The following is a 17,984-nucleotide window of genomic DNA, read 5'->3' on the forward strand; positions in this document are numbered from 1 at the left end:
GCTGTTGTATGGAGACAACGTGCCTCCTGCTCAACAGCCTCCCCTCCGCGAGCCCGCCGCGCGCGAGGCGGTGATCCGCCAGGTGCCTGCGGTGGCGCGCGCCGCGGCGATCCTGCGCCTGCTTTCGCGCAGCGAGGGCCCGCTCGGCGTGCAGCCGATCGCGCGCGCGCTCGGCCTCGTGCCCAGCACCTGCCTGCACATCCTGCGCGCGCTGGTGGCGGAGGAACTCGTCGCCTTCGATCCTGCGACCAAGCGCTACGGTCTGGCCAGCGGCGTCGTCGCGCTCGCGCGCGGCATGCTGCGCCACGACGCCTTCAGCAACCTGGCGCAACCGGTGCTCGACAGGCTCTCCACCCGCCACGGCGCCACCGCCATCGGCGTGGAGGCGACCGGCCTCGAGCACATCGTCGTCGTCGCGATCTCCCGCCCGGGCCAGGCGCTGCGGCTGCAGGTGGATATCGGCAGCCGCTACCCTGCGCTGATCAGTGCCACGGGGCGCTGCATCGCCGCCTTCGGCGGGCACGCCTGGCCGGCGCTGGAACGCCGCTTCGCCGCGCTGCGCTGGCAGAACGCGCCGAGCCTCGCCGAATGGCGCGCCGACATCGCCGCCACGGCGCGCGCCGGCTACGCGGTGGACGAGGGGCGCTACATTGCGGGCGTCACCGTGATCGCCGCGCCGGTGATGCCGCGCGGGCGGGTTTCGCACGCGCTGGTGATGGTGGGCGTCAGCGAGCAGCTGCGCCGCACCGGCCTCGCCACGCTCGGCGAGGAGCTGCGCGCCGAGGCCGCCGCGCTGTCGCGCCGCCTGGAGGATGGCTGATGGCGGGCGGCCTGCACGGCCTCGCCGCGGCGCTGATGGCGACCACCCTCGCCCAGGTCCTGGCCACCATGGCGGTCTATGGGCTGCCGGTGCTGGCGCCGATGGCGGCACGCGACCTCGGCGTCGGGGCGGAGATGGTCGGCACGCAGGTCGCCATCGTCTATGCCGCGGCCTCGGTCACCTCGATGGCGTTCGGTCGGCTGCCGGCGCGGCTCGGCCCGGCGCGCTGCACGCAGCTCGCGCTCGGCGCCGGCGCGGCCGGTGCAGCGGCGGTCGCGCTTGGCGGGCTTCCGGGCGTGGCGGCCGGCTCCGTGCTGCTCGGCGTCGCCTATGGCCTCACCTCGCCGCCGGCGACGCTGGTGCTGAGCCGGCTGGCGCCGCCGGCACGGCGCAACATGGTGTTCTCGATCAAGCAGATGGGCGTGCCGGTCGGCGGCACGCTGGCGGGGCTGCTGCTTCCCTCGGCGGCGCTGCTGCTCGGCTGGCACGGCGCGCTGGCGACGGTGGCGGTCGTGCTGGCCGCTGCGGCGCTCGGGCTCGGCGTGTTCCGCCGGCCCTGGGATGCAGCGCGTGACGCCGCACCCGAAGCAGGGGCGCAGCTCGGCGCGCTGGCGGCGCTCCGGTCCGGGCGCGGGCTGATGGCGCTCGCGGTGATGGGCGCGAGCTTCTCGGCCGTCCAACTCTCGCTCGGCGCCTTCGCGGTGACGATGCTGGTGCAGGAGTTCGGCTGGGGCGCGGTGGCGGCCGGCGCGGCGGCCGCCGCGGTGCAGGCCAGCGGCGCGGCCGCACGGCTGCTCTGGGCGGTACTGGCCGATCGCGCGCGCTCGGGGCTGGCGCTGCTGGCCGCGATCGGGCTGGGCACCGCCGCGGCAGCACTGGCGATGCCGCTTGCGCTGCATTGGCCCGCGGCGGCGGTGCTGCTGCTGCTCTGCCTGTTCGGCGCCTGCGCCGCCGGCTGGACCGGCATCGCCATGGCGGAGGTCGCACGCCGTGCGCCGCCCGGCGCCGCGGGCGCGGCAACCGGCGGCGTGCTCAGCGTCACCTTCACGGGCGTCGTGCTGGGGCCGCTGATCTTCGCCGCTGCGGTCTCGCTGCTGGGCTCCTACGCAACAGCCTTCGCGCTGATCGCGGCGCTGCCGCTGGCCGGCGCGGCGGTGGCCTGGGGCGCGCATCGTCGCACCGGCTGAGGCTCAGCCCTCGGCGCCACCCTCCGTCAGTTCCAGCAGCGGGTCGCGGCGCAGGATCTCCATCCGGCCATGGCTCGGCTCCCGCACCCAGCCGCGACGGCGGAACGCAGTCAGCGTGCGGCTCACCGTCTCCAGCGTCAGGCCGAGAAAGTCGGCGATGTCGCTGCGCGTCATCGGCATGTCGAGCACGGTGCCGACATGGTGGCGCCGCCGCCCGGCCTCCGCCAGCGAGAGCAGGAAGGCTGCCACGCGCGCCTCCGCCGTGCGGCGGCCGACGGTGACGAGCTGGTCCTGCGTCGCCGCCAGTTCCTGCACGCAGAGGTCGAGCAGCCGGCGCTCCAGCGCCGGGTAGCGCCGCAGCAGCACATCGAGCTTCCGACGCTCCAACCGGCAGACCTGCGCCGGCGTCAGCATCTGCGCCGCGAAGGGATAGTGCGCCGCACCGGTATAGCCGAGCACGTCGCCGGCGAAGCGGAAGCCCAGCACCTGCTCCCGCCCGTCCGGCAGCAGCCGTGTCAGCTTCGCGGTGCCCTGCACCAGCGTGAACACATGCGCCGCCCTGTCACCCTCATGGAACAGGGCGTCGCGATGCGACAAGTTCAGCTGCTCGGCCTCGGCCAGCACATCGTCGAGCCCGGCCGCATCCAGCGGATGACAGAGGCCCGCGACCCTGGACCCACAGGCGCCACAAATCTCGCCCTCGCCCAACGCATCGCGCGTCATGCGGCGGGCTGCGTCCAGCGGATTCACCGCGCACCACTCCCCGACCCCGACGGTCGGACGGTATCCGACCACTGCACTCGGCTTCAAGAGGCTTTGACGGCGCGGCTGTCAACCCAGCCGTTCACGGGCCGAAGTGCGGCAGGCTATGTCGCGGACGGCGGGCGCAACGCCAGCAGGGACCGCAACGCCGCCACGACATCCTCGCCGCGGAACGGCTTGGCCAGCACGCTGGCGGTGGCGTAGCGCGGCGGCAGCACCAGGCGCGGCTCATAGCCGGTGGTGAACAGCACCGGCACGCCCTGCTCCACCAGCCGGTCGGCGACCGGGAACACCGGCACGCCATCCAGGTCGATGTCGAGCAGCGCGGCATCCGGCGGCGCGCCCCGCAGCGCGGCGAGCGCTTCGCCCAGCCGCGCCAGCGGGCCGAGGATCTCCACGCCCTCGGCCCGCAGCGCCGATTCGATCTCCATCGCGACCAGCGCCGAATCCTCGACCACCAGCACGCGAAGGCCGCGCAGGCCGGCCGGGGTGGCGCGCCGGGCGAGCACCGCGCCGGCCTCCGTCACCTGGCGGAGCGGCATCACCACCCGGCAGGTTACGCCCTCCGGCTCGAAGCTCAGCCGGCTGCTGCCGCCGACCTCGTAGGCAAGACCACGCTCGATCGCGAGGGTGCCGAAGCCGCGACGGCCGGGCGGTGCCACCGCGGGGCCGCCGCGCTCCTGCCAGTCCAGCAGCAGCCGGTCATCCTGGATCCGCCAGGAGAGCCGCACGCGGCCGGCCGGCACCGAGAGGGCACCGTGTTTCGCCGCATTGGTCGCCAGCTCGTGCAGCGCCAGGCTCAGCGCCAGCGCCGGCTTCGGCCGCAGCCGCACATCGGGCCCTTCGATCCTGATGCGGTGTGCACCCGGCTCGCCGCCGAGATAGGGGCGCAGCTGTTCCTCCGCGATGCTGCGCAGCCCCGCCCCCTCCCACCGGCTGGAGGAGAGCAGGCTATGCGCCTGCGCCATCGCGCGCAGCCGTGCGTGCAGGTCGGCGACGAAGGTCTCGAGCCCGGCCGCGCCGCTGCTGCTGTGGCGGACCAGCGCCTGGATATTGGCCAGGGTGTTCTTCACCCGGTGGTCGAGCTCGGCGAGGAGCAGGTCCTGCCGCTCCCGGGCCTGGGCGCGTTCCTGCGCCACCTGGTCGAGCCGGCGCAGCACCACCTCCAGCAGCCCCGCGCGCAGCGCCTGCGCCGCCTCCTGCTCCGTCGCGCGCCAGGGGCGGGAACGGCCGCGCACCGTCTCGCGCCAGGCCTCGAAGCTGCGGCGGGGCGACAGTCGCGCACCGGCCGCCGAGACCTCCACCGGCTTGCGCGGGTCCCCGGCCCAGGTGACGGTCCGCAGGTGCTCCGGGCGGAACCAGATCAGGCAGTCCCGCGGCTCGCGCGAGACCGAGAGTACCAGTGCACCGGCCGCCACCTCGGCGAAGGCCGCCGCCGGTGGCCAGGCTTCGGCCAGCGCATCGAGCGCCAGCACGCCATCCCCCGGCAGCGCGCTCGCCCAGGCGGCGAAGTCGCGCACAGCGGCTTCCCCGGGCACCTGGCCGATGGCGGTGTAGCTGCCCTCCACCAGCAGCGCGAGGCCCTCCGCGGGCACCAGTTCCAGCAGCGCGGGCGCTTGGCGCAGCAGTCCGGCCGCCAGGTCCTCCTCCCGTGCGGTGGCCTGCACCAGCGCCTCGCGCAGGCGGTGCATGCGCTCGGCATCGGCGAAGGCCGCCGCCTGCTCCTTCGCCTCCAACTGGAGCGAGAACATCTGCGCGAACAGCATGCAGGCCGCGCGGGTTGCTGCCGGCACGTGGCGCGGCGTGGCGTGGTGGCAGGCGATCAGCCCCCACAGTTCGCCACTACGGATGACGGACAGCGTCATGGTGGCGCGCACGCCCATGTTCGCCAGGTATTCAAGATGCAGCGGCGAGACGCTGCGCAGCAGGCAGACCGACAGGTCCGACGGCGCCCCGGTGAGCGGCGAGACCGGCGGCACCAGCGGTGCCGGCACGTAGCGCGCATCGGGGATGATGCGCAGCCAGTTGCGCAGATAGAGCGCGCGCGCCTGCTGCGGGATGTCGGAAGCGGGGTAGTGCAGGCCGAGATAGGGCTCGGCGGCCTCCTCCCGCGCCTCGGCGACGACGACGCCGCTGTCGTCGGGCTCGAAGCGGTAGATCATGACGCGGTCATAGCCGGTGACGCGGCGGACCTCCTCCACCGCGGTCTGGCAGAAGCCGTCGATGCTGTCGGCGCGCTGCAGGCAGGCGACCATGTCCTGCAGGATCGCGAGCCGGCTCGGCGGGACGGCTTCGGCGGCGGCCAGCGCCTCGAATTCCACGATCACGCCGCACTCGGCGCGATGGGTGGTCATGTCGAGGCGCCGGCCATCCGGCAGCGTGACCGCGACCGCGCGCGGCAGCCCCTCCGACGCATCGTGCATCAGGCGGCCGAGTTGCGCGCGCGCCGCCTCCGGCAGCAGGGCGGCCAGCGGCTGGCCGGGGCGGGCCGTGGCGGGGGCGATCAGGGAGGCATCGCCGCCGGCCTGCAGAACCTGCAATGTCTGCGGGTGCAGCACCAGCAGCAGGCCATGCGGCTGGACGGAGCCCGGGATGTGGATCGGCTCGCGGTCGCAATTGCTGACGTCGGCCTCACCGAAGGCCGGCACCGGATCCATGCCGCCGTTCACCCGCGCGATACCCGGCAGGCGTTGTAACCGGAACGAGGCCGGAAAAGCGGCACGGGCATGCTGGCCTCCGGCGCGGAAGTTCCTGTTCGGCCAGCAGCTTAGCCCGTCAGGACCGGGGCGCGGCGCCCACGCGGCTCAACTTTCCGTGAGGAATGAACTCCGGTCGCGGGCACTGGTGCGGTCGAGAAGATTCGAACTTCCACGGGGTTGCCCCCACCAGCACCTCAAGCTGGCGCGTCTACCATTCCGCCACGACCGCAAAGCCGGTAGAGGCGGGGCGTATAGCCCATGACTCCGGACCCGACAACGCCCCCGCACGCCCCGCCGGCACCGGATTCCGTGGCCTGGATCGCGGCCCCCGGCCTGACGCCCTATGCCACGGCAATGGCCGCGATGGAGGCACGCGTCGCGGCGATCCGCGCCGGCGAGGCGGAGGAGCTGGTCTGGCTGCTGGAGCACCCGCCCACCTACACCGCCGGCACCTCCGCCCGGCCGGAGGATCTGCTGGAGACCCGCTTCCCAGTCTTCGCCGCTGGCCGCGGCGGCCAGTGGACCTACCACGGCCCGGGGCAGCGGACGGCCTATGTGATGCTGGACCTGACCCGGCCGCACGGCACGGTGCGGGCGCGCGACGTGCGGGCCTATGTGCACGGGCTGGAGGAGTGGCTGATCCGCGCGCTCGATCGGTTCAACGTCAAGGGCGAGCGGCGCGAGGGACGGGTCGGCATCTGGGTGGTGGACCGTACGCGCGGCACCGAGGACAAGATCGGCGCGATCGGCGTGCGCGTGACGCGCTGGGTGAGCTGGCACGGCGTGGCGCTGAACGTGGACCCGGAGCTCGGCCATTTCGGCGGCATCGTGCCCTGCGGCGTGGCCGAGCACGGCGTGACCAGCCTGCACCGGCTGGGCGTGCCGGCGACGATGGAGGAGGCGGACTCGGCGCTGATGGCGGCCTGGGGCGAGGTGTTCGGCTAGCCACCCTGCTCCTCGCCGGCACCTCGGCCGGAACCCGGCGTTCCCGACGCCCCTGGCCGGGCGGCGCGGAGGGGCGGCGCCCCTCCGCGGCTCCGACCGCGTCAGAAGATGCGCGACACATCCAGCCCGAGCGCCATGGCGCCCGCGTAGCGCGCCTGCGGCCCCGCCTGCAGCGGGTGGTAGCGGGCGCCCTGCACGTCGCGGAACAGCCGCTCGAGACCCACACCGCGCTGGAACGCCGCGCCGCCGGCCAGCTCCATCGCCAGCTCGACGGTGCGGATCGCGTGCTCGGCCACCAGCGTGCGGCCGATCATCACCTCGTTCACCGTCTCGGCCGAGGGCGCGTTGCGCTCCACCGCCGAGATCATCCACTCATGAGCCAGGCGGGCGGCACGCAGCGCCGTGTCCATGCGGCCGGCCAGGTGCAGCACGTCCTCGCCCGGCGGGCGGCGCCCCGCGATGCCGATGGCCAGGTCCCGCGCCCGCTCCGCGACGCCGAGATAGACCGCATAGACCAGCGGGAAGGCGATGGTGGCGATGATCTGGAACACCGGATGCCACTCGCCCGCCTTGCGCTTGAAGGCGACCGCCGCATCGGCGACGAAGAGGCCATCCAGCACCACGTCGTTCGAGCCGGTGCCGCGCATCCCGAGCGCCCGCCAATTGTCGAGCACACGCACCTCCGGCGCCTTCATCGAGGCGCCGAAATGGATGACGGCGTCGCCCTCCGGCTCGTGCACCACCGCGCCGGTCATCAGGATGTCGCCGGCCGGCGAGCCGGAGGAGAACACCTTGCGGCCGGTCACCCGGTAGCCGCCCTCCACCCGCACCGCCTCGCCCGAGCCGCCGATCCAGTCGGAACCGCCGCTGGACAGCACGATGATGCGCTCGGCAGCGATGCGGCGCAGCAGCGGCTCCGCCGCCGCGACCTTCTGGTGGCGCCAGCGCCAGGCCGGCACCGCGACCTGATGGGTGTGCATCGAGAAGGCGAGCGCGGTGGAGCTGCAGCCATGCGCCAGCACGCGCAGCATCGCGGCAAGCTCCCGCACATCGGCGCCGGCACCGCCGAGTTCGCGCGGCACGCCGGCCTCCACCAGCCCGGCCTGCTTCAGCAGCGCGTAGTTGGCGGCGACGAACCGGTCCTCGGCGTCGCATTCGGCGGCGCGCTCGGCGAGTTCGGGCACCAGGCGGTGGGCGCGCTCGATGACGGGCTGCGCGCCGAGGTCGTCGGCGGGATCGGTGGCGCGGGGCGCCAGGCCGGTGATGCTCATGGTGCTGCTCATGGTCGTTCCTCCCGAATTGATTGGCCGGGGGGAGCATTGCGCCGCGTCGTGGGCTGCCGCCAGTTCACGATCTGAACTACGGTCAGGGGGCGATCCGGGCCAGGCTGCGCGCGGGTCGGCGGGAGGAAGGTGCGGTGGAAGACCGCGGCAGCTACGGGCAGTTCTGCCCCGTTGCGATGGCGTCCGAGATCCTTTGCTCGCGCTGGACGGTGCTGGTGCTGCGCGAGATGCTCTGCGGCACCACGCGCTTCAACGAACTCCGCCGCGGGGTGCCGCGCATGTCGCCGGCGCTGCTGTCGAAACGCCTGAAGGAGCTGGAGCGCGCCGGCGTGGTGGTGGCGGCGCCTGGGGAGCGGGGGGTCATCGAGTACCGCCTCTCCCCGGCGGGCGAGGATCTGCGGCCGATCGTGCTCGGCTTCGGGTTCTGGGGGCAGCGCTGGGTGGAATCGCAGCTGTCGCTGAAGAACCTCGATCCCTCGCTGCTGATGTGGGACATGCGGCGGAACCTCAACCCGAAGCCGCTGCCGCCGCGGCGTTGCACGATTCAGTTCCAATACCCCGAACTGCCGGAGAATCGCCGGAACTGGTGGCTGGTGGTGGATGGCGGGGTCGTGGATCTCTGCGGCGTCGATCCGGGATTCGAGGTGGACCTGACGGTGACCGGCTCGCTGCGCAGCATGACCTCGGTGTGGATGGGCCTCGCCACGATCCGCCAGGAGGTGGAGGCAGGGCGGCTGGAATTGCTGGGCGACGTCGGGCTTGCCCGCAGCATGCAGCAATGGCTGGGCCTGAGCGTCTTCGCCGCCGAGACGCGGCGGGTGGGCTGAGCCGGGCGCGCCGTCCGGCGTGGGCAGGTCAGCTGCGGAGGTACCGCGCGGCGCCGCGGAGCCAGGCAGCCTGCCACAGGATCTGAAAGCGCAGGCGGCCCCGCGGCAGATGCCGGAGCGCCGCCGCCCCTGTCGCATGCGCGGCGAGATCGGCGGCGAAGCGGGGTGGCAGGCCCGCGATCCATGGCAGCTGCCCACGCGTGGGGCGCGGATGGTAGCGGAAGAAGCCGAGCCCGTGACGAAAGGCGCGGCCGAGGATCCAGCCCTCCTCGAGCTGTTCCGGGCGGACCAGGTGACCCACCACCGCATCCGGCACGAAGACGGCGCGATGGCCGGCGCTGGCGAGGCGGGTGGTGAGCTCGGTCTCGCTGCCCATCCCGTACGCGGCGCTGCCGGCATCCGGCCCCACCTTCTCGTCGAAGCGATGGCCGGCGCGCAGCACGGCGCCGCGTAGGGCCATGTTCGGCCCCCAGACCAGGTCCGCCCCGATCGGGCCGGCGGTGCGCCCGGCATCCGTCGCGCTGTAGACCACGCCGAGCGGCACGCCGTATTCGGCGATCCAGCGCGGCATCGGACCCGGCCAGACCGGCCTGATCGCCCCGCCGAACAGGTCGGCGTCGGGATTCGCCTCCGCCGCCGCGCAGAGCCGCTGCAGCCAGTCGGGTTCGGGCAGCACGTCGTCATCGGTGAGAACGACGAGCGGCTCATCTGCGACGAACGGCAGCGCAAGGTTCAGCGCGCGGTTCTTCCCCGGCCGCGGCTCCTCCAGGACGGCGAAGGGCACGGCGCTCGCCGCCGCCGCCGCGCGCAGCAGATCCGACGTCGCGTCCGTGCTGCCGTTGTCCACCACGACGATGCGGTGCCCGCCCGGCGGTGCCCGCAGCCCGAGCAGGCGCGGCAGCATCGCTGGCAGCGTCCTTGCCCCGTTCCGCGTGGCGAAGACGACGGCGGTCACTCGGCTGCCCCGCCCTCGCGGATCGGGCGCGCCGCCCGGCCGAGCAACGGCCCGCAGGCCGCCGAGGCCCGTCGCCCCGCCGCGGCCCCGAGCCGCCGCGCCATGTAGCCGAGCGGCACGCGGATCGCGTGCGACAATGCCCTGCGCCGCTGGCCGTTCTCGTAGTGCAGCTTGAAGCAGGCGAAGTCGAGCAGCCCCTGCCGCAGGCGCAGCGCCTGCAGCAGCGCCTGGTCGCGCGGATCGGCGAGCGCGAGCAGGCGGCGGTTGCCGATGCAGAGATCGACATGCGAGCGCGTCTGGCCCGAGACGGAATCGGCCCGCACGCGATAGATGTAGCCGCGCTCCGGCGTCAGCATGTAGCGGCCGCCGCGCGCCACGCATTCGTAGGCGAACACGAAATCCTCGCCCGCCCGAAGGTCCTCCTGGTAGCGCACACCGGTGCGGCGGAGGAAATCGCTCCGCAGCACCGGCTTGAGGAAGCCGAACTGCGTCCGCCCGATCATGTCCGGGCGATCCTTCTGCACCATCTCGGCCAGGGTCACCGGGCCGGGATGGGTCACGATCCGGCCGGCAAGCTCGTGCGGCAGGCGTTCGCCGGTCGCGAAATCGGTCTGGATCAGCTCGTCCGCGAGCAGGTCGGCCCCGCGCGCCTCCGCCTGCGCGACCAGCCGCTCGATGCGGTCCGGCGCCAGCCCGTCATCCGCATCCAGCACCGCGAGCCAGCGTCCGCGGGCGGCGGCGAGCGCGGTGTTGCGCGCGGCGGCCGGGCCAAGATTGCGCGCATGGCGCAGCGCGACGACGCGCGGATCACGACGCGCGAAAGCTTCGGCGACGGCGAAGGTGGCGTCGTCCGACCCGTCATCCACCACCACGACCTCGATCTCGCGGCAGGTCTGGGCGAGCGCCGAGCTCAGCGCGTGCGCCAGGTGTGCTTCGGCCCGGTAGGCGGCGACCAGGATGGAGGCGACCGGGGCCACGGCGTCAACGCGCCGACGGAGCCGGGCCGCCGCCCTTCGCCTCCGGCGCGGCCACGGGCGCCTCGCCGGACTTGCGGGCATGCGCGCGCGTCAACAGCGCGTTCAGCGCCGCCTCGCCGCGCATCATCAGCGCCTTTGCGGGCCAGCGCAGCCGCCCCACCGGGAGCTTCGCCGCCAGGCGGTCCACGAAGGGGCCGACGAGATACTGCCGTCGCCGCCAGCCGGCATTGTTGAGCCGCCGGCCGATGGTGCCGCGCGTGGTGAGGCCCCGCTTGGCGATGACGTGCTCGATGCTGCGTCGCTCCCAGGCATCGCTCCAGCGCAGCATGAAATAGGCGAGGTCCGATCGCCGCAGCGGCGTGTCGTGCAGGTAGGTCACGATGCTGTCCGGCTCCAGCCAGATCGTGCCGCCCGCCTCGGTGACGTTGAGGCAGAAATCCACATGCTCGCGCGTGTTGAGGATGTGCCGGTCGATCATGCCCTCCCGTTGCGCGACCTCGGTGCGGGCGAGCAGGCAGTGGAACTCGGCCAGCCCCGTCTCGGACCGCGACAGGCGGTGGCGAAGTTCGGCGATGCGGCGGCCCTGGCTGGCGATATGCTCGAACATGTGCCGCTCCGGCCCGTCCTCGGAGACCACCTGCTTCACGCCGCAGGTACCGCCGGCGCAGTGCACGATCTCGTGCAGGGGGTGGCCCTGGCAGATCACCGGGCTCACCACCGCTGCGCCGGTCTTCTCCGCGCAGTCGATCAGCGGCCCGAGCCAGCCGGGCGAGACGACGACGTCGTTGTCGATGAACACGACGTAGCGGGTGCGCACGCGTTCGAGACCGATCAGCCGTGCCTCGTTGGGCGTCAGGTAGTGCGAGGTGCGCACCAGTTCGAAACCATGCCGCGCGGCCTCGGCGGCGATCTCCCGCCGCACCGCGGCCGGCGACCCGCCATCCACCCAGACGAGCCGGTACGGCTTCTCGGTATGCTCCAGGATGCTGTCGAGCGAACGGCGACAGACGCTCCATTTCTCGCGCGGCGTCACGACCAGGGTGACGATCGGATCGTGGGTCTCGGGGGGCGTCATCCTCAACGTCTCCAACTCAGGCGGTGGTGGAAGGCGGTCCAGGCGACGAGGCGGCCACGCAACGCGGTGGCCGCGCGAAGCAGTTCTCCCCCGAGTTCGTGGCGCGTGACCACGAGGCCCGCCCCCCAGCCGAGCGCACCGAGCGCGCCGCCGGCGAGCCCGACAGCGAGATCGGCGGGCCAGCCGGTGACCAGCAGCAAAACCGCGGGGCCGGCAACCGAAAAGGCGGTGAGCACGGCAGCCTGGACAAGGCGGCTGCCGATCGCGGCCCAGGACACGTCCAGCCGCCGCTCCAGCCAGAGCGTCGCGCCCACGGCCCGCACCGCCGCGCCGGCAACCAGGCCGAGCGCCGCGGCCTCCAGCGAGACCATGGCCAGCAGCCCGACCGCCACAAGCCGCGCCGTGACGACGCAGGCCTGGATGCGCAGGAAGGCGGCATTCGCGCCGAGGGCCACGAAGAACTTGAGACTGAGCGCACCGAAGGGGTCGAACAGGCCCGCCAGGGCCAGCACGCGCACCACCGGCGCCGCCGCGGCCCATTGCGGCCCGAGCACGAGCAGCACCAGCGGCTCCGCCAGCAGCGCCAGCACGGCGAAGAACGGCCAGTGCAGCGCGGTGAGCGCACCGATCTTGCGGAGGTAGAGCCCGCCCAGGTCGCGGCCCTGGCGGGTCTCGCGTGACAGCACCGGCAGCACGACGGGCGAGACCGCCTCGACCACCGCCTTGTGCAGCAGCGTCTTCACCGTGAGGGCGCGGGCATAGACGCCGGCCGCCGTGTGGCCGAGCAGGCCGCTGATGAGGAGCGTGGTGCCCGCCTCGGCCGCCTGGCGGAAGCCGCCGACCAGGGCGAGTGGTCCGCCGAAGCGCAGCGCGATGCCCCAGCCGCGGAGCGCGGGCATCACCGGCCGGCGCCCCGCGCCAAGAGCGAGCGTCAGCGCCACGCCGGAAACCGACTCCGCAACCGCCGCCCAGGCGAGGCCCACCACGCCCCACCCCGCCGCAACGAGGGCGATGCTGCCCCCGACACCGACGATGCTGCGCACGAAGTCGATCACCAGCAGCCGGTCGAACCGCATCCCGCGCTGCAGCTTGGCAGCGGCCGGCAGCGCGATCGGCCCCACCGCGGCGGCGGCGGCGAGCAGCAGCAGCACCGTGGACGCCTCCGGCACCGTCTGCGTCCAGGGCAGCAGCCAGGCCAATGCGACGATGAGCGTGACCGCAACGAGGTTCAGCACGCTCGCCAGCCCCAACGCCGCGGCGACCAGGGCGCGCGTCAGCCGCCGCGCCTGGATCAGATGGCTGTTCAGCCCGAACTCGGCAAAAACGAAGACGAGGGTGACGATGGCGGCCGCGGTCGCGAAGACGCCGAACTCCTCGGGCGGGAGCAGGCGCGCCAGCACCAGCAGGCCGACGGTGCGCAGCGCCAGCGTCGAATACTTGGCCGCGAAGGAGAAGGCGACGGCGACGCGCGCCGTGGGGGCTGACAAGCTTGGCGCCCCCTTCAGGTCCGCGCCGCCGGCGCCGCGGCCGGCAAGGCTGCCGGGCGCGCCGGGCGGCCGGCGGCGTCGGAGCGCGGCCAGGCGGCGACATGCGCCGCCAGCACGTCCTCGAGCCGCGCGATGAGCCGATCGGGCACGATCTCCGGCCGCGCCGCATGCTCCGCCGCGGCCCGGGAGAAGGCGGCGTAGCGCGCCGGATCGTCGAGCATTGCCGAGAGCGCAGCGGTCCACGCCTCGACCGGCGCGTCATGCGGCACGAGCAGTCCACCCGGCCCGACCGCCTCCGGCAGTCCGCCGCGATCGCTGGCGAGCACGGGGATGCCGCTCATCTGGGCCTCGGAGGCGACGCGGCCCCAGGCCTCCTCCCACCGGCTCGGCGCGAGCAGCAGCCGCGTGCGCGAATAGACGCGGCGCATGTCCTGCACGCTCGGCTGCCAGGTGACGTTGCCGAGGCGCCGTGCGCGCTCCTGCCGCGCATCGTCCTCCGCCGCGTCCACCGGCCAGCCGGCGACGAAGAGGAAGTCGAGATCGGGCCGCGCCGCGGCGAGCGCGAAGGCGATGTCGGAACCCTTGACCGGCACCGGGTTGACGAAGGTGACGAAGCGCCGGTCCGGCGTGCAGCGATAGCGCTCCGGCCGCATCAGCGGCGGCAGGACGATTGGATCGATCCCGAAGACCTCGCGATAGCGCCCGGCCGTGAAGCCGGAATTGGCGATGTAGCGGATGCGGGAGTCACGCGGCGGCGGTGCGGCCAGCTTGTGCAGCTCGACATCGCGGAGATAGACGAACACCGCGAGCCCGGTCTCGAGCGCCGCGGCAATCAGCGGGCTCGCCCGCTCCGCCTGCACCACCACCGCTTCCGCGCGCAAGCGCGCCGCGACAAGCCGGAGCGTGCGGCCATCCAGGTCGTAGCGCCGCCAGACGGGATAGCCGAGCACGTGGTCCGCCACCGGCCTTTCGGGGCCGAAGGCGCGGCGCGCAACCCGATGATAGAGCCACAGCGCGTCGCGCCGGGGACCGGGGTGGCAGAGCACGCCGACCTTGTGCCCGCGCTCGCGCAGCGAGAGGCAGAGCTCGTGCGTGCTGGACTTCGTGCCGCCGACTCGCTGCGGCAGGTAGGCGTGGTCGGAAACGAACAGGATGCGCATGCAGCCGCGCGCGTCGCCCGAGGCGGCGTGGCCTTCTGCAACGCGCCCTGCCGATCCTGCAGCGGGATCATTGTTCGCGAAGGAAGCCTGCGTTCTCATGGTCATCCTGCGGCTAGAGCCTCGACGTCGAGGCGTGCGGTGGCGCTGAGCCCTGCTGATTCCCCAGCAGGCTCTGCAGCTTCCTCCGGCGCGACGATGTCGGGATCAACCTTCAACGATCGCAGCCGCGCGCCGCGAAGCAAAAACCGGAGAGGCCCGCTGCCAAGCGGTCTCCCGCCTTGTCACGCGCGACAAAACGGATGTGCTCCGCAATATGTTCCCAGACCTTGCCGACTCGCATCCATCGTGCATCCGAAGTTCCGCTGCCAACTCCGACGCGCGAGGGCGGCACGTGCAGATCGGACGCCAAGCGCGAGGCAGCCTGGCCCATGATGATCCTGCCCGCCTCCGCTGTAGGCATGCGACGCGAAGACGCGGCGGATGCCCGGCTCTTCACTCGGTTCCGGTCCGAGGAAGATACGAAATATGCGGAGACCGCAACGCGCAAGCTTGCGAGCAGCGGATCGAATGGTCGCGAGCGGCAGGCGATGCCGGCCACGTGAAGATTCGGCGGACCCGCACGCGGAGCTCGCAATGCAGCATGAAGCCGCAACAAACCTCGGTAGCACAGCCTGCTTCGTGGCAGCACGTTGCGCGAGCGGCAGGCTCGCCGCCACCAGCGCAGTTCTCATCGCAGCGCCACCTTCGTCCGTTATTGTCACTGGTGTGAACCTGGGTGCCGGAACGGATGGCGCCGAGCTTGCTGCGGGAGTGCGGCGGTGCGGGCCAGCTGAACCGCCCTACCCTGTTGCCCGCAGAGCAGATCCAGGCCGTCGCGCGATCCCGCCCGACGGCGCTGTGCCCTATGCCGCAGCGTTGCGCATGTGATGCGCGAGATGCTCGACCCGCGGAAGCACGGCGGCGTCCAGCGCCGGATCCACGACCTGCTCCAGCCAGGCGCGGCGGAAGCAGAGCAGCCAGCCCTCGATCTCGGCCTGGCCGATCGGCACCTTCAGGTGTCGCGCGCGCAGCATCGGCGGCCCGCGCCGCTCCAGGAACAGCGGCGGTCCCCCCAGCCAGAAGGAAAGATACTCGAACAGCTTCTGCTCGGAGTCCGCGAGATCAGCCGGATGGATCGCACGGCACGCGGCGGCTTCCGGGAGTTCGTCCATCAGGGCGTAGAAGCGGCGAGTCAACCGCCGCAGCCCGGCCTCGCAGCCGAGTCGCTCATACGCCGTCCCGTCAGTCACGCCAGATCGGCGCAGAAGACATCGTGCACGGTCTTGATCAGTCGCTCCACGCGCGGGTCGGCGATCCGGTAATGGATCGTCGTCCCGGTACGCCGGGTGGTGACCAGCCCATCCTCGCGCAGCTTCGCCAGGTGCTGCGAAACCGCAGGCTGCGACAGGCCGACGCGCTCTGCCAAGCGGCCGACATGCGCCTCGCCTTCGGTGATCATCATGCAGAGGAGCAGCAGCCGTCTCTCATTCGCGAGCAGGCGCAGCATGGCAGCGGCCTCGGCCGCATGTTCCTCGATCTGCTCGAGGCCGGTCGTCGTCTCGTCAGCCAGCGTATCCGCCATTCCCATCGTCGTCCTGCTGCGCCACCGTGGCGAACTATATCGAGGTTCGCGAACGAAACGGCAAGCGGGCACGGGACGATTTCGGAACGATATCGCACTGACCGGCCGCGCCCGCCGCATGCAACAGCCGCGAAATCAACGGGCCGGTGTCACCCTTTGCGGCCCGGCGCATCGGGCAGTGACGCTGCGAGGTCGAAGAGCAGCGGGGTGGTGGGCTCGGCGGCCGCCCTGGCCTCCCCGCGCGCCTTGCCGCGCCTGGGCTTAGCCGCCGTTTCGGCCGGCTCCAGTACCGGCGTCTCCACCGGCTCGACCGGCGGCAGCGGGCGCCGAGTCGGCGCCGGCGCCGGGGCGATCCCGTCCAGCGCCTCCGACAGGTCGGCGATCAGGTCCGCCACGTCCTCGAGCCCGACGGAGAGGCGAATCGTGCCGTCGGTGATGCCGAGTTTCGCACGCTCCTCCGCGCCCACGCGCAGATGAGTCGTGGTCGCCGGATGCGTCGCGAGCGACTTGGAGTCGCCGAGGTTGTTGGAGATGTCCACGATGCCGAGCCCGTTCATGAAGCGGAACGCGGCCTCCTTGCCGCCCTTCACCTCGAAGGTGACCAGGCTGCCGCCGGCGGCCATCTGCGCCTTGGCGAGCGCCTGCTGCGGATGGTCGGCGCGGAACGGATAGAGCACGCGCGCCACCTCCGTCCGCTCGGCGAGGAAGTCGGCGATCGCGGCGGCGGAGCGGCACATGGCGGGCAGGCGGAGATGCAGCGTCTCCAGCCCCTTCAGGATCACCCAGGCATTGAACGGCGAGAGCGCGGGGCCGGTGTTGCGGACGAAGGGCTGCAGCACGTCGTCCACCCACTTCTTCCGCCCGAGCACGGCACCGCCGAGCACGCGGCCCTGCCCGTCCATGTGCTTGGTGAGCGAATAGACGACGACATCGGCGCCGAACTGCAGCGGCCTCTGCAGCAGCGGCGTGGCGAAGACGTTGTCCACCACCACGATGGCGCCGGCCGCATGCGCCAGGTCGCACACCGCGGCGAGGTCCACCATGTCGAGCATCGGGTTCGACGGCGTCTCGAGCAGCACCAGGTTGGCCGGCGTGGCGAGGGCAGCCTGCCACTGTCCGAGGTCGCCGCCATCCACGAACTCGGCGTGGATGCCGTAGCGCGGCAGAAGGGTGGAGACGATCCAGTGGCAGGATCCGAACAGCGCGCGGCTGGCCACCACGCGGTCGCCGGTCTTGAGATGCGCCAGCATCGAGGCGTGCACCGCGGCCATGCCGGTGGCCATGAGGCGGCACGCCTCCGCCCCTTCCAGCTGCGCAAGCCTGTCTTCCAGCATCGTCACGGTCGGGTTGCCGAAGCGCGAGTACTGGTAGTGCTGTTCCGTGCCGAGGAAGGTGGCCTCGGCCTGCTCGGCGCTGTCATAGACGAAGCCGGAGGTCAGGAAGAGAGCTTCCGCCGTCTCGTCGAAGCCGGAGCGCATCTGTCCGCCGCGGACCAGTCTTGTGGCGGGGCGGAGGGGGCGGTCGGGCAGGGTCTTGGCCATCCGGGACACCTTCTGGTCGGCGCCGCCCTGTGGGCGTCGCCGCGCGGCTTGGGCGTCCGGCCCCTGCTACATGGGGCGCGGGACGCGGCACGCAGGCCTCGTCCCGACGGCCGTTTAGCGCGCTTGTTTTCGGCGATCTTCATCACCGCCCGGGGAACCCGGGACCTCGCCGCAAGCAGGCCGGACAAATCGCGAGGGGCGTCGCCGCCTCCATCTGCTTAGTGCCGTGCGGCGCCGGCGGTCAAGGCGGCTTGCCGGTGAAGGGGGCGCCCCCCTATAGTCGCCGAACTCCCTGGTGCGGGCGTAGTTCAGAGGTAGAACGTCAGCTTCCCAAGCTGAATGTCGTGGGTTCGATCCCCATCGCCCGCTCCATCTTTCCAATGGCTTGCAGGCCGCGCGAGTAACTGGGGCAAAACCCTGGGCGATCAGGCTGTGGCGCGGAGCCTGACGAGGTCCGGCAGGGCGGTCGCGCTCGCCTTCTGCTGGGGGCATCTGCGCCGGCGCTTCCACAAGATCCACGCCCACACCGCCTCGCCAGCCGCGCCTTGACCCGCGCCAGCGCCGCACCCGCCGCCTCCCGGTCGCCAGCGGTGCCAGCGCCGGCCATCAGCGCCTCGATCTTGCGCGGCCGCGGCAGCAGATCGG

Annotated in this window: 15 protein-coding genes, 2 tRNA genes and 1 pseudogene; 6 read left to right on the forward strand and 12 right to left on the reverse strand. The window is 72.6% G+C overall.

Features of this window, described 5'->3' with window-relative positions; translation table 11 throughout:
• Positions 1-19 precede the first annotated feature (19 nt).
• Both ACESM1_RS20935 and ACESM1_RS20940 read left to right on the forward strand, forming a co-directional pair.
• Positions 20-820 (forward strand): IclR family transcriptional regulator, encoded by an 801-nt coding sequence (locus ACESM1_RS20935; protein ID WP_372623152.1) that lies wholly within the window; start codon positions 20-22, stop codon positions 818-820.
• Positions 820-2,007, forward strand: a complete 1,188-nt coding sequence (locus tag ACESM1_RS20940; RefSeq protein ID WP_372623153.1) for an MFS transporter — start codon at positions 820-822, stop codon at positions 2,005-2,007. Before ACESM1_RS20935 ends, ACESM1_RS20940 begins: the two co-directional genes overlap by 1 nt.
• A 3-nt stretch (positions 2,008-2,010) precedes the next feature.
• On the opposite strand, the gene ACESM1_RS20945 is transcribed toward ACESM1_RS20940, so the two are convergent.
• From ACESM1_RS20945 to ACESM1_RS20955, 3 genes are all read right to left on the reverse strand, one after another.
• Positions 2,011-2,757, reverse strand: a complete 747-nt coding sequence (locus ACESM1_RS20945) for a Crp/Fnr family transcriptional regulator (protein ID WP_372623154.1) — start codon at positions 2,755-2,757, stop codon at positions 2,011-2,013.
• A gap of 116 nt (positions 2,758-2,873) precedes the next feature.
• On the reverse strand, positions 2,874-5,426 hold the full coding sequence (locus tag ACESM1_RS20950) for an HWE histidine kinase domain-containing protein (RefSeq protein ID WP_372623155.1): 2,553 nt from the start codon (positions 5,424-5,426) through the stop codon (positions 2,874-2,876).
• Positions 5,427-5,611: 185 nt separating this feature from the next.
• Positions 5,612-5,697, reverse strand: a tRNA-Leu gene (locus tag ACESM1_RS20955).
• A gap of 29 nt (positions 5,698-5,726) precedes the next feature.
• On the opposite strand from ACESM1_RS20955, the gene lipB reads away from it, so the two are divergent.
• The gene (gene lipB, locus ACESM1_RS20960; protein ID WP_372623156.1) at positions 5,727-6,413 is read left to right on the forward strand and encodes a lipoyl(octanoyl) transferase LipB; all 687 of its coding nucleotides are present in this window, start codon (positions 5,727-5,729) and stop codon (positions 6,411-6,413) included.
• Between the two features lie 101 nt (positions 6,414-6,514).
• Here the strand turns inward: lipB and ACESM1_RS20965 are convergent, their stop codons facing one another.
• Positions 6,515-7,696, reverse strand: coding sequence for an acyl-CoA dehydrogenase family protein (locus ACESM1_RS20965; protein WP_372623157.1), 1,182 nt, complete (start codon positions 7,694-7,696; stop codon positions 6,515-6,517).
• 134 nt (positions 7,697-7,830) lie between these two features.
• On the opposite strand from ACESM1_RS20965, the gene ACESM1_RS20970 reads away from it, so the two are divergent.
• On the forward strand, positions 7,831-8,523 hold the full coding sequence (locus ACESM1_RS20970; RefSeq protein WP_372623158.1) for a winged helix-turn-helix transcriptional regulator: 693 nt from the start codon (positions 7,831-7,833) through the stop codon (positions 8,521-8,523).
• A gap of 28 nt (positions 8,524-8,551) precedes the next feature.
• Here ACESM1_RS20970 and ACESM1_RS20975 read toward each other — a convergent pair whose 3' ends face one another.
• Genes ACESM1_RS20975 through ACESM1_RS20995 form a run of 5 tightly spaced genes read right to left on the reverse strand, consistent with a single transcriptional unit; the run spans position 8,552 to position 14,177 of the window.
• Positions 8,552-9,478: a glycosyltransferase gene (locus ACESM1_RS20975; RefSeq protein ID WP_372623159.1), complete on the reverse strand. Its 927-nt coding sequence runs from the start codon at positions 9,476-9,478 to the stop codon at positions 8,552-8,554.
• On the reverse strand, positions 9,475-10,455 hold the full coding sequence (locus ACESM1_RS20980) for a glycosyltransferase family 2 protein (RefSeq protein ID WP_372623160.1): 981 nt from the start codon (positions 10,453-10,455) through the stop codon (positions 9,475-9,477). Before ACESM1_RS20980 ends, ACESM1_RS20975 begins: the two co-directional genes overlap by 4 nt.
• Positions 10,456-10,459: 4 nt before the next feature.
• Positions 10,460-11,530: a glycosyltransferase family 2 protein gene (locus ACESM1_RS20985; protein ID WP_372623161.1), complete on the reverse strand. Its 1,071-nt coding sequence runs from the start codon at positions 11,528-11,530 to the stop codon at positions 10,460-10,462.
• A 2-nt stretch (positions 11,531-11,532) separates the two neighbouring features.
• Entirely contained in the window at positions 11,533-13,017 is a 1,485-nt protein-coding gene (locus tag ACESM1_RS20990; protein WP_372623162.1) for an oligosaccharide flippase family protein, read from the reverse strand.
• A 14-nt stretch (positions 13,018-13,031) separates the two neighbouring features.
• Positions 13,032-14,177 carry a glycosyltransferase gene (locus ACESM1_RS20995; RefSeq protein ID WP_372623163.1) on the reverse strand — a complete coding sequence of 382 codons (1,146 nt, stop codon included), beginning with the start codon at positions 14,175-14,177 and terminating at the stop codon, positions 13,032-13,034.
• Between the two features lie 428 nt (positions 14,178-14,605).
• Here ACESM1_RS20995 and ACESM1_RS21000 point away from each other — a divergent pair, with 428 nt between their 5' ends.
• Positions 14,606-14,779 carry a hypothetical protein gene (locus ACESM1_RS21000; RefSeq protein WP_372623164.1) on the forward strand — a complete coding sequence of 58 codons (174 nt, stop codon included), beginning with the start codon at positions 14,606-14,608 and terminating at the stop codon, positions 14,777-14,779.
• A gap of 300 nt (positions 14,780-15,079) precedes the next feature.
• Here ACESM1_RS21000 and ACESM1_RS21005 read toward each other — a convergent pair whose 3' ends face one another.
• From ACESM1_RS21005 to metZ, 3 genes and pseudogenes are all read right to left on the reverse strand, one after another.
• On the reverse strand, positions 15,080-15,466 hold the full coding sequence (locus tag ACESM1_RS21005) for a group II truncated hemoglobin (RefSeq protein WP_372623165.1): 387 nt from the start codon (positions 15,464-15,466) through the stop codon (positions 15,080-15,082).
• A complete protein-coding gene (locus ACESM1_RS21010) occupies positions 15,463-15,798 on the reverse strand; it encodes an ArsR/SmtB family transcription factor (RefSeq protein ID WP_372623166.1) in 336 nt (111 codons plus the stop codon). The genes ACESM1_RS21005 and ACESM1_RS21010 overlap by 4 nt, the downstream gene beginning before the upstream one ends.
• Positions 15,799-16,157: 359 nt before the next feature.
• Positions 16,158-17,339, reverse strand: a pseudogene (metZ, locus tag ACESM1_RS21015) (O-succinylhomoserine sulfhydrylase); the annotation flags it as partial.
• A gap of 297 nt (positions 17,340-17,636) precedes the next feature.
• On the opposite strand from metZ, the gene ACESM1_RS21020 reads away from it, so the two are divergent.
• A tRNA-Gly gene (locus ACESM1_RS21020) sits at positions 17,637-17,711 on the forward strand.
• Positions 17,712-17,984 lie beyond the last annotated feature (273 nt).

It is taken from the genome of Falsiroseomonas sp. (assembly GCF_041690465.1).
Lineage (GTDB): Bacteria > Pseudomonadota > Alphaproteobacteria > Acetobacterales > Acetobacteraceae > Falsiroseomonas.

Excerpts from the sequence above, each read along its gene's own strand:
- ACESM1_RS20965 (WP_372623157.1), bottom strand. The coding sequence starts at position 7,696 with ATGAGCAGCACCATGAGCATCACCGGCCTGGCGCCCCGCGCCACCGAT.
- lipB (WP_372623156.1), top strand. The coding sequence starts at position 5,727 with ATGACTCCGGACCCGACAACGCCCCCGCACGCCCCGCCGGCACCGGAT.
- ACESM1_RS20995 (WP_372623163.1), bottom strand. The coding sequence starts at position 14,177 with ATGCGCATCCTGTTCGTTTCCGACCACGCCTACCTGCCGCAGCGAGTC.
- ACESM1_RS21000 (WP_372623164.1), top strand. The coding sequence starts at position 14,606 with ATGATGATCCTGCCCGCCTCCGCTGTAGGCATGCGACGCGAAGACGCG.
- ACESM1_RS21010 (WP_372623166.1), bottom strand. The coding sequence starts at position 15,798 with ATGGCGGATACGCTGGCTGACGAGACGACGACCGGCCTCGAGCAGATC.
- ACESM1_RS20985 (WP_372623161.1), bottom strand. The coding sequence starts at position 11,530 with ATGACGCCCCCCGAGACCCACGATCCGATCGTCACCCTGGTCGTGACG.
- ACESM1_RS20940 (WP_372623153.1), top strand. The coding sequence starts at position 820 with ATGGCGGGCGGCCTGCACGGCCTCGCCGCGGCGCTGATGGCGACCACC.
- ACESM1_RS20950 (WP_372623155.1), bottom strand. The coding sequence starts at position 5,426 with ATGGATCCGGTGCCGGCCTTCGGTGAGGCCGACGTCAGCAATTGCGAC.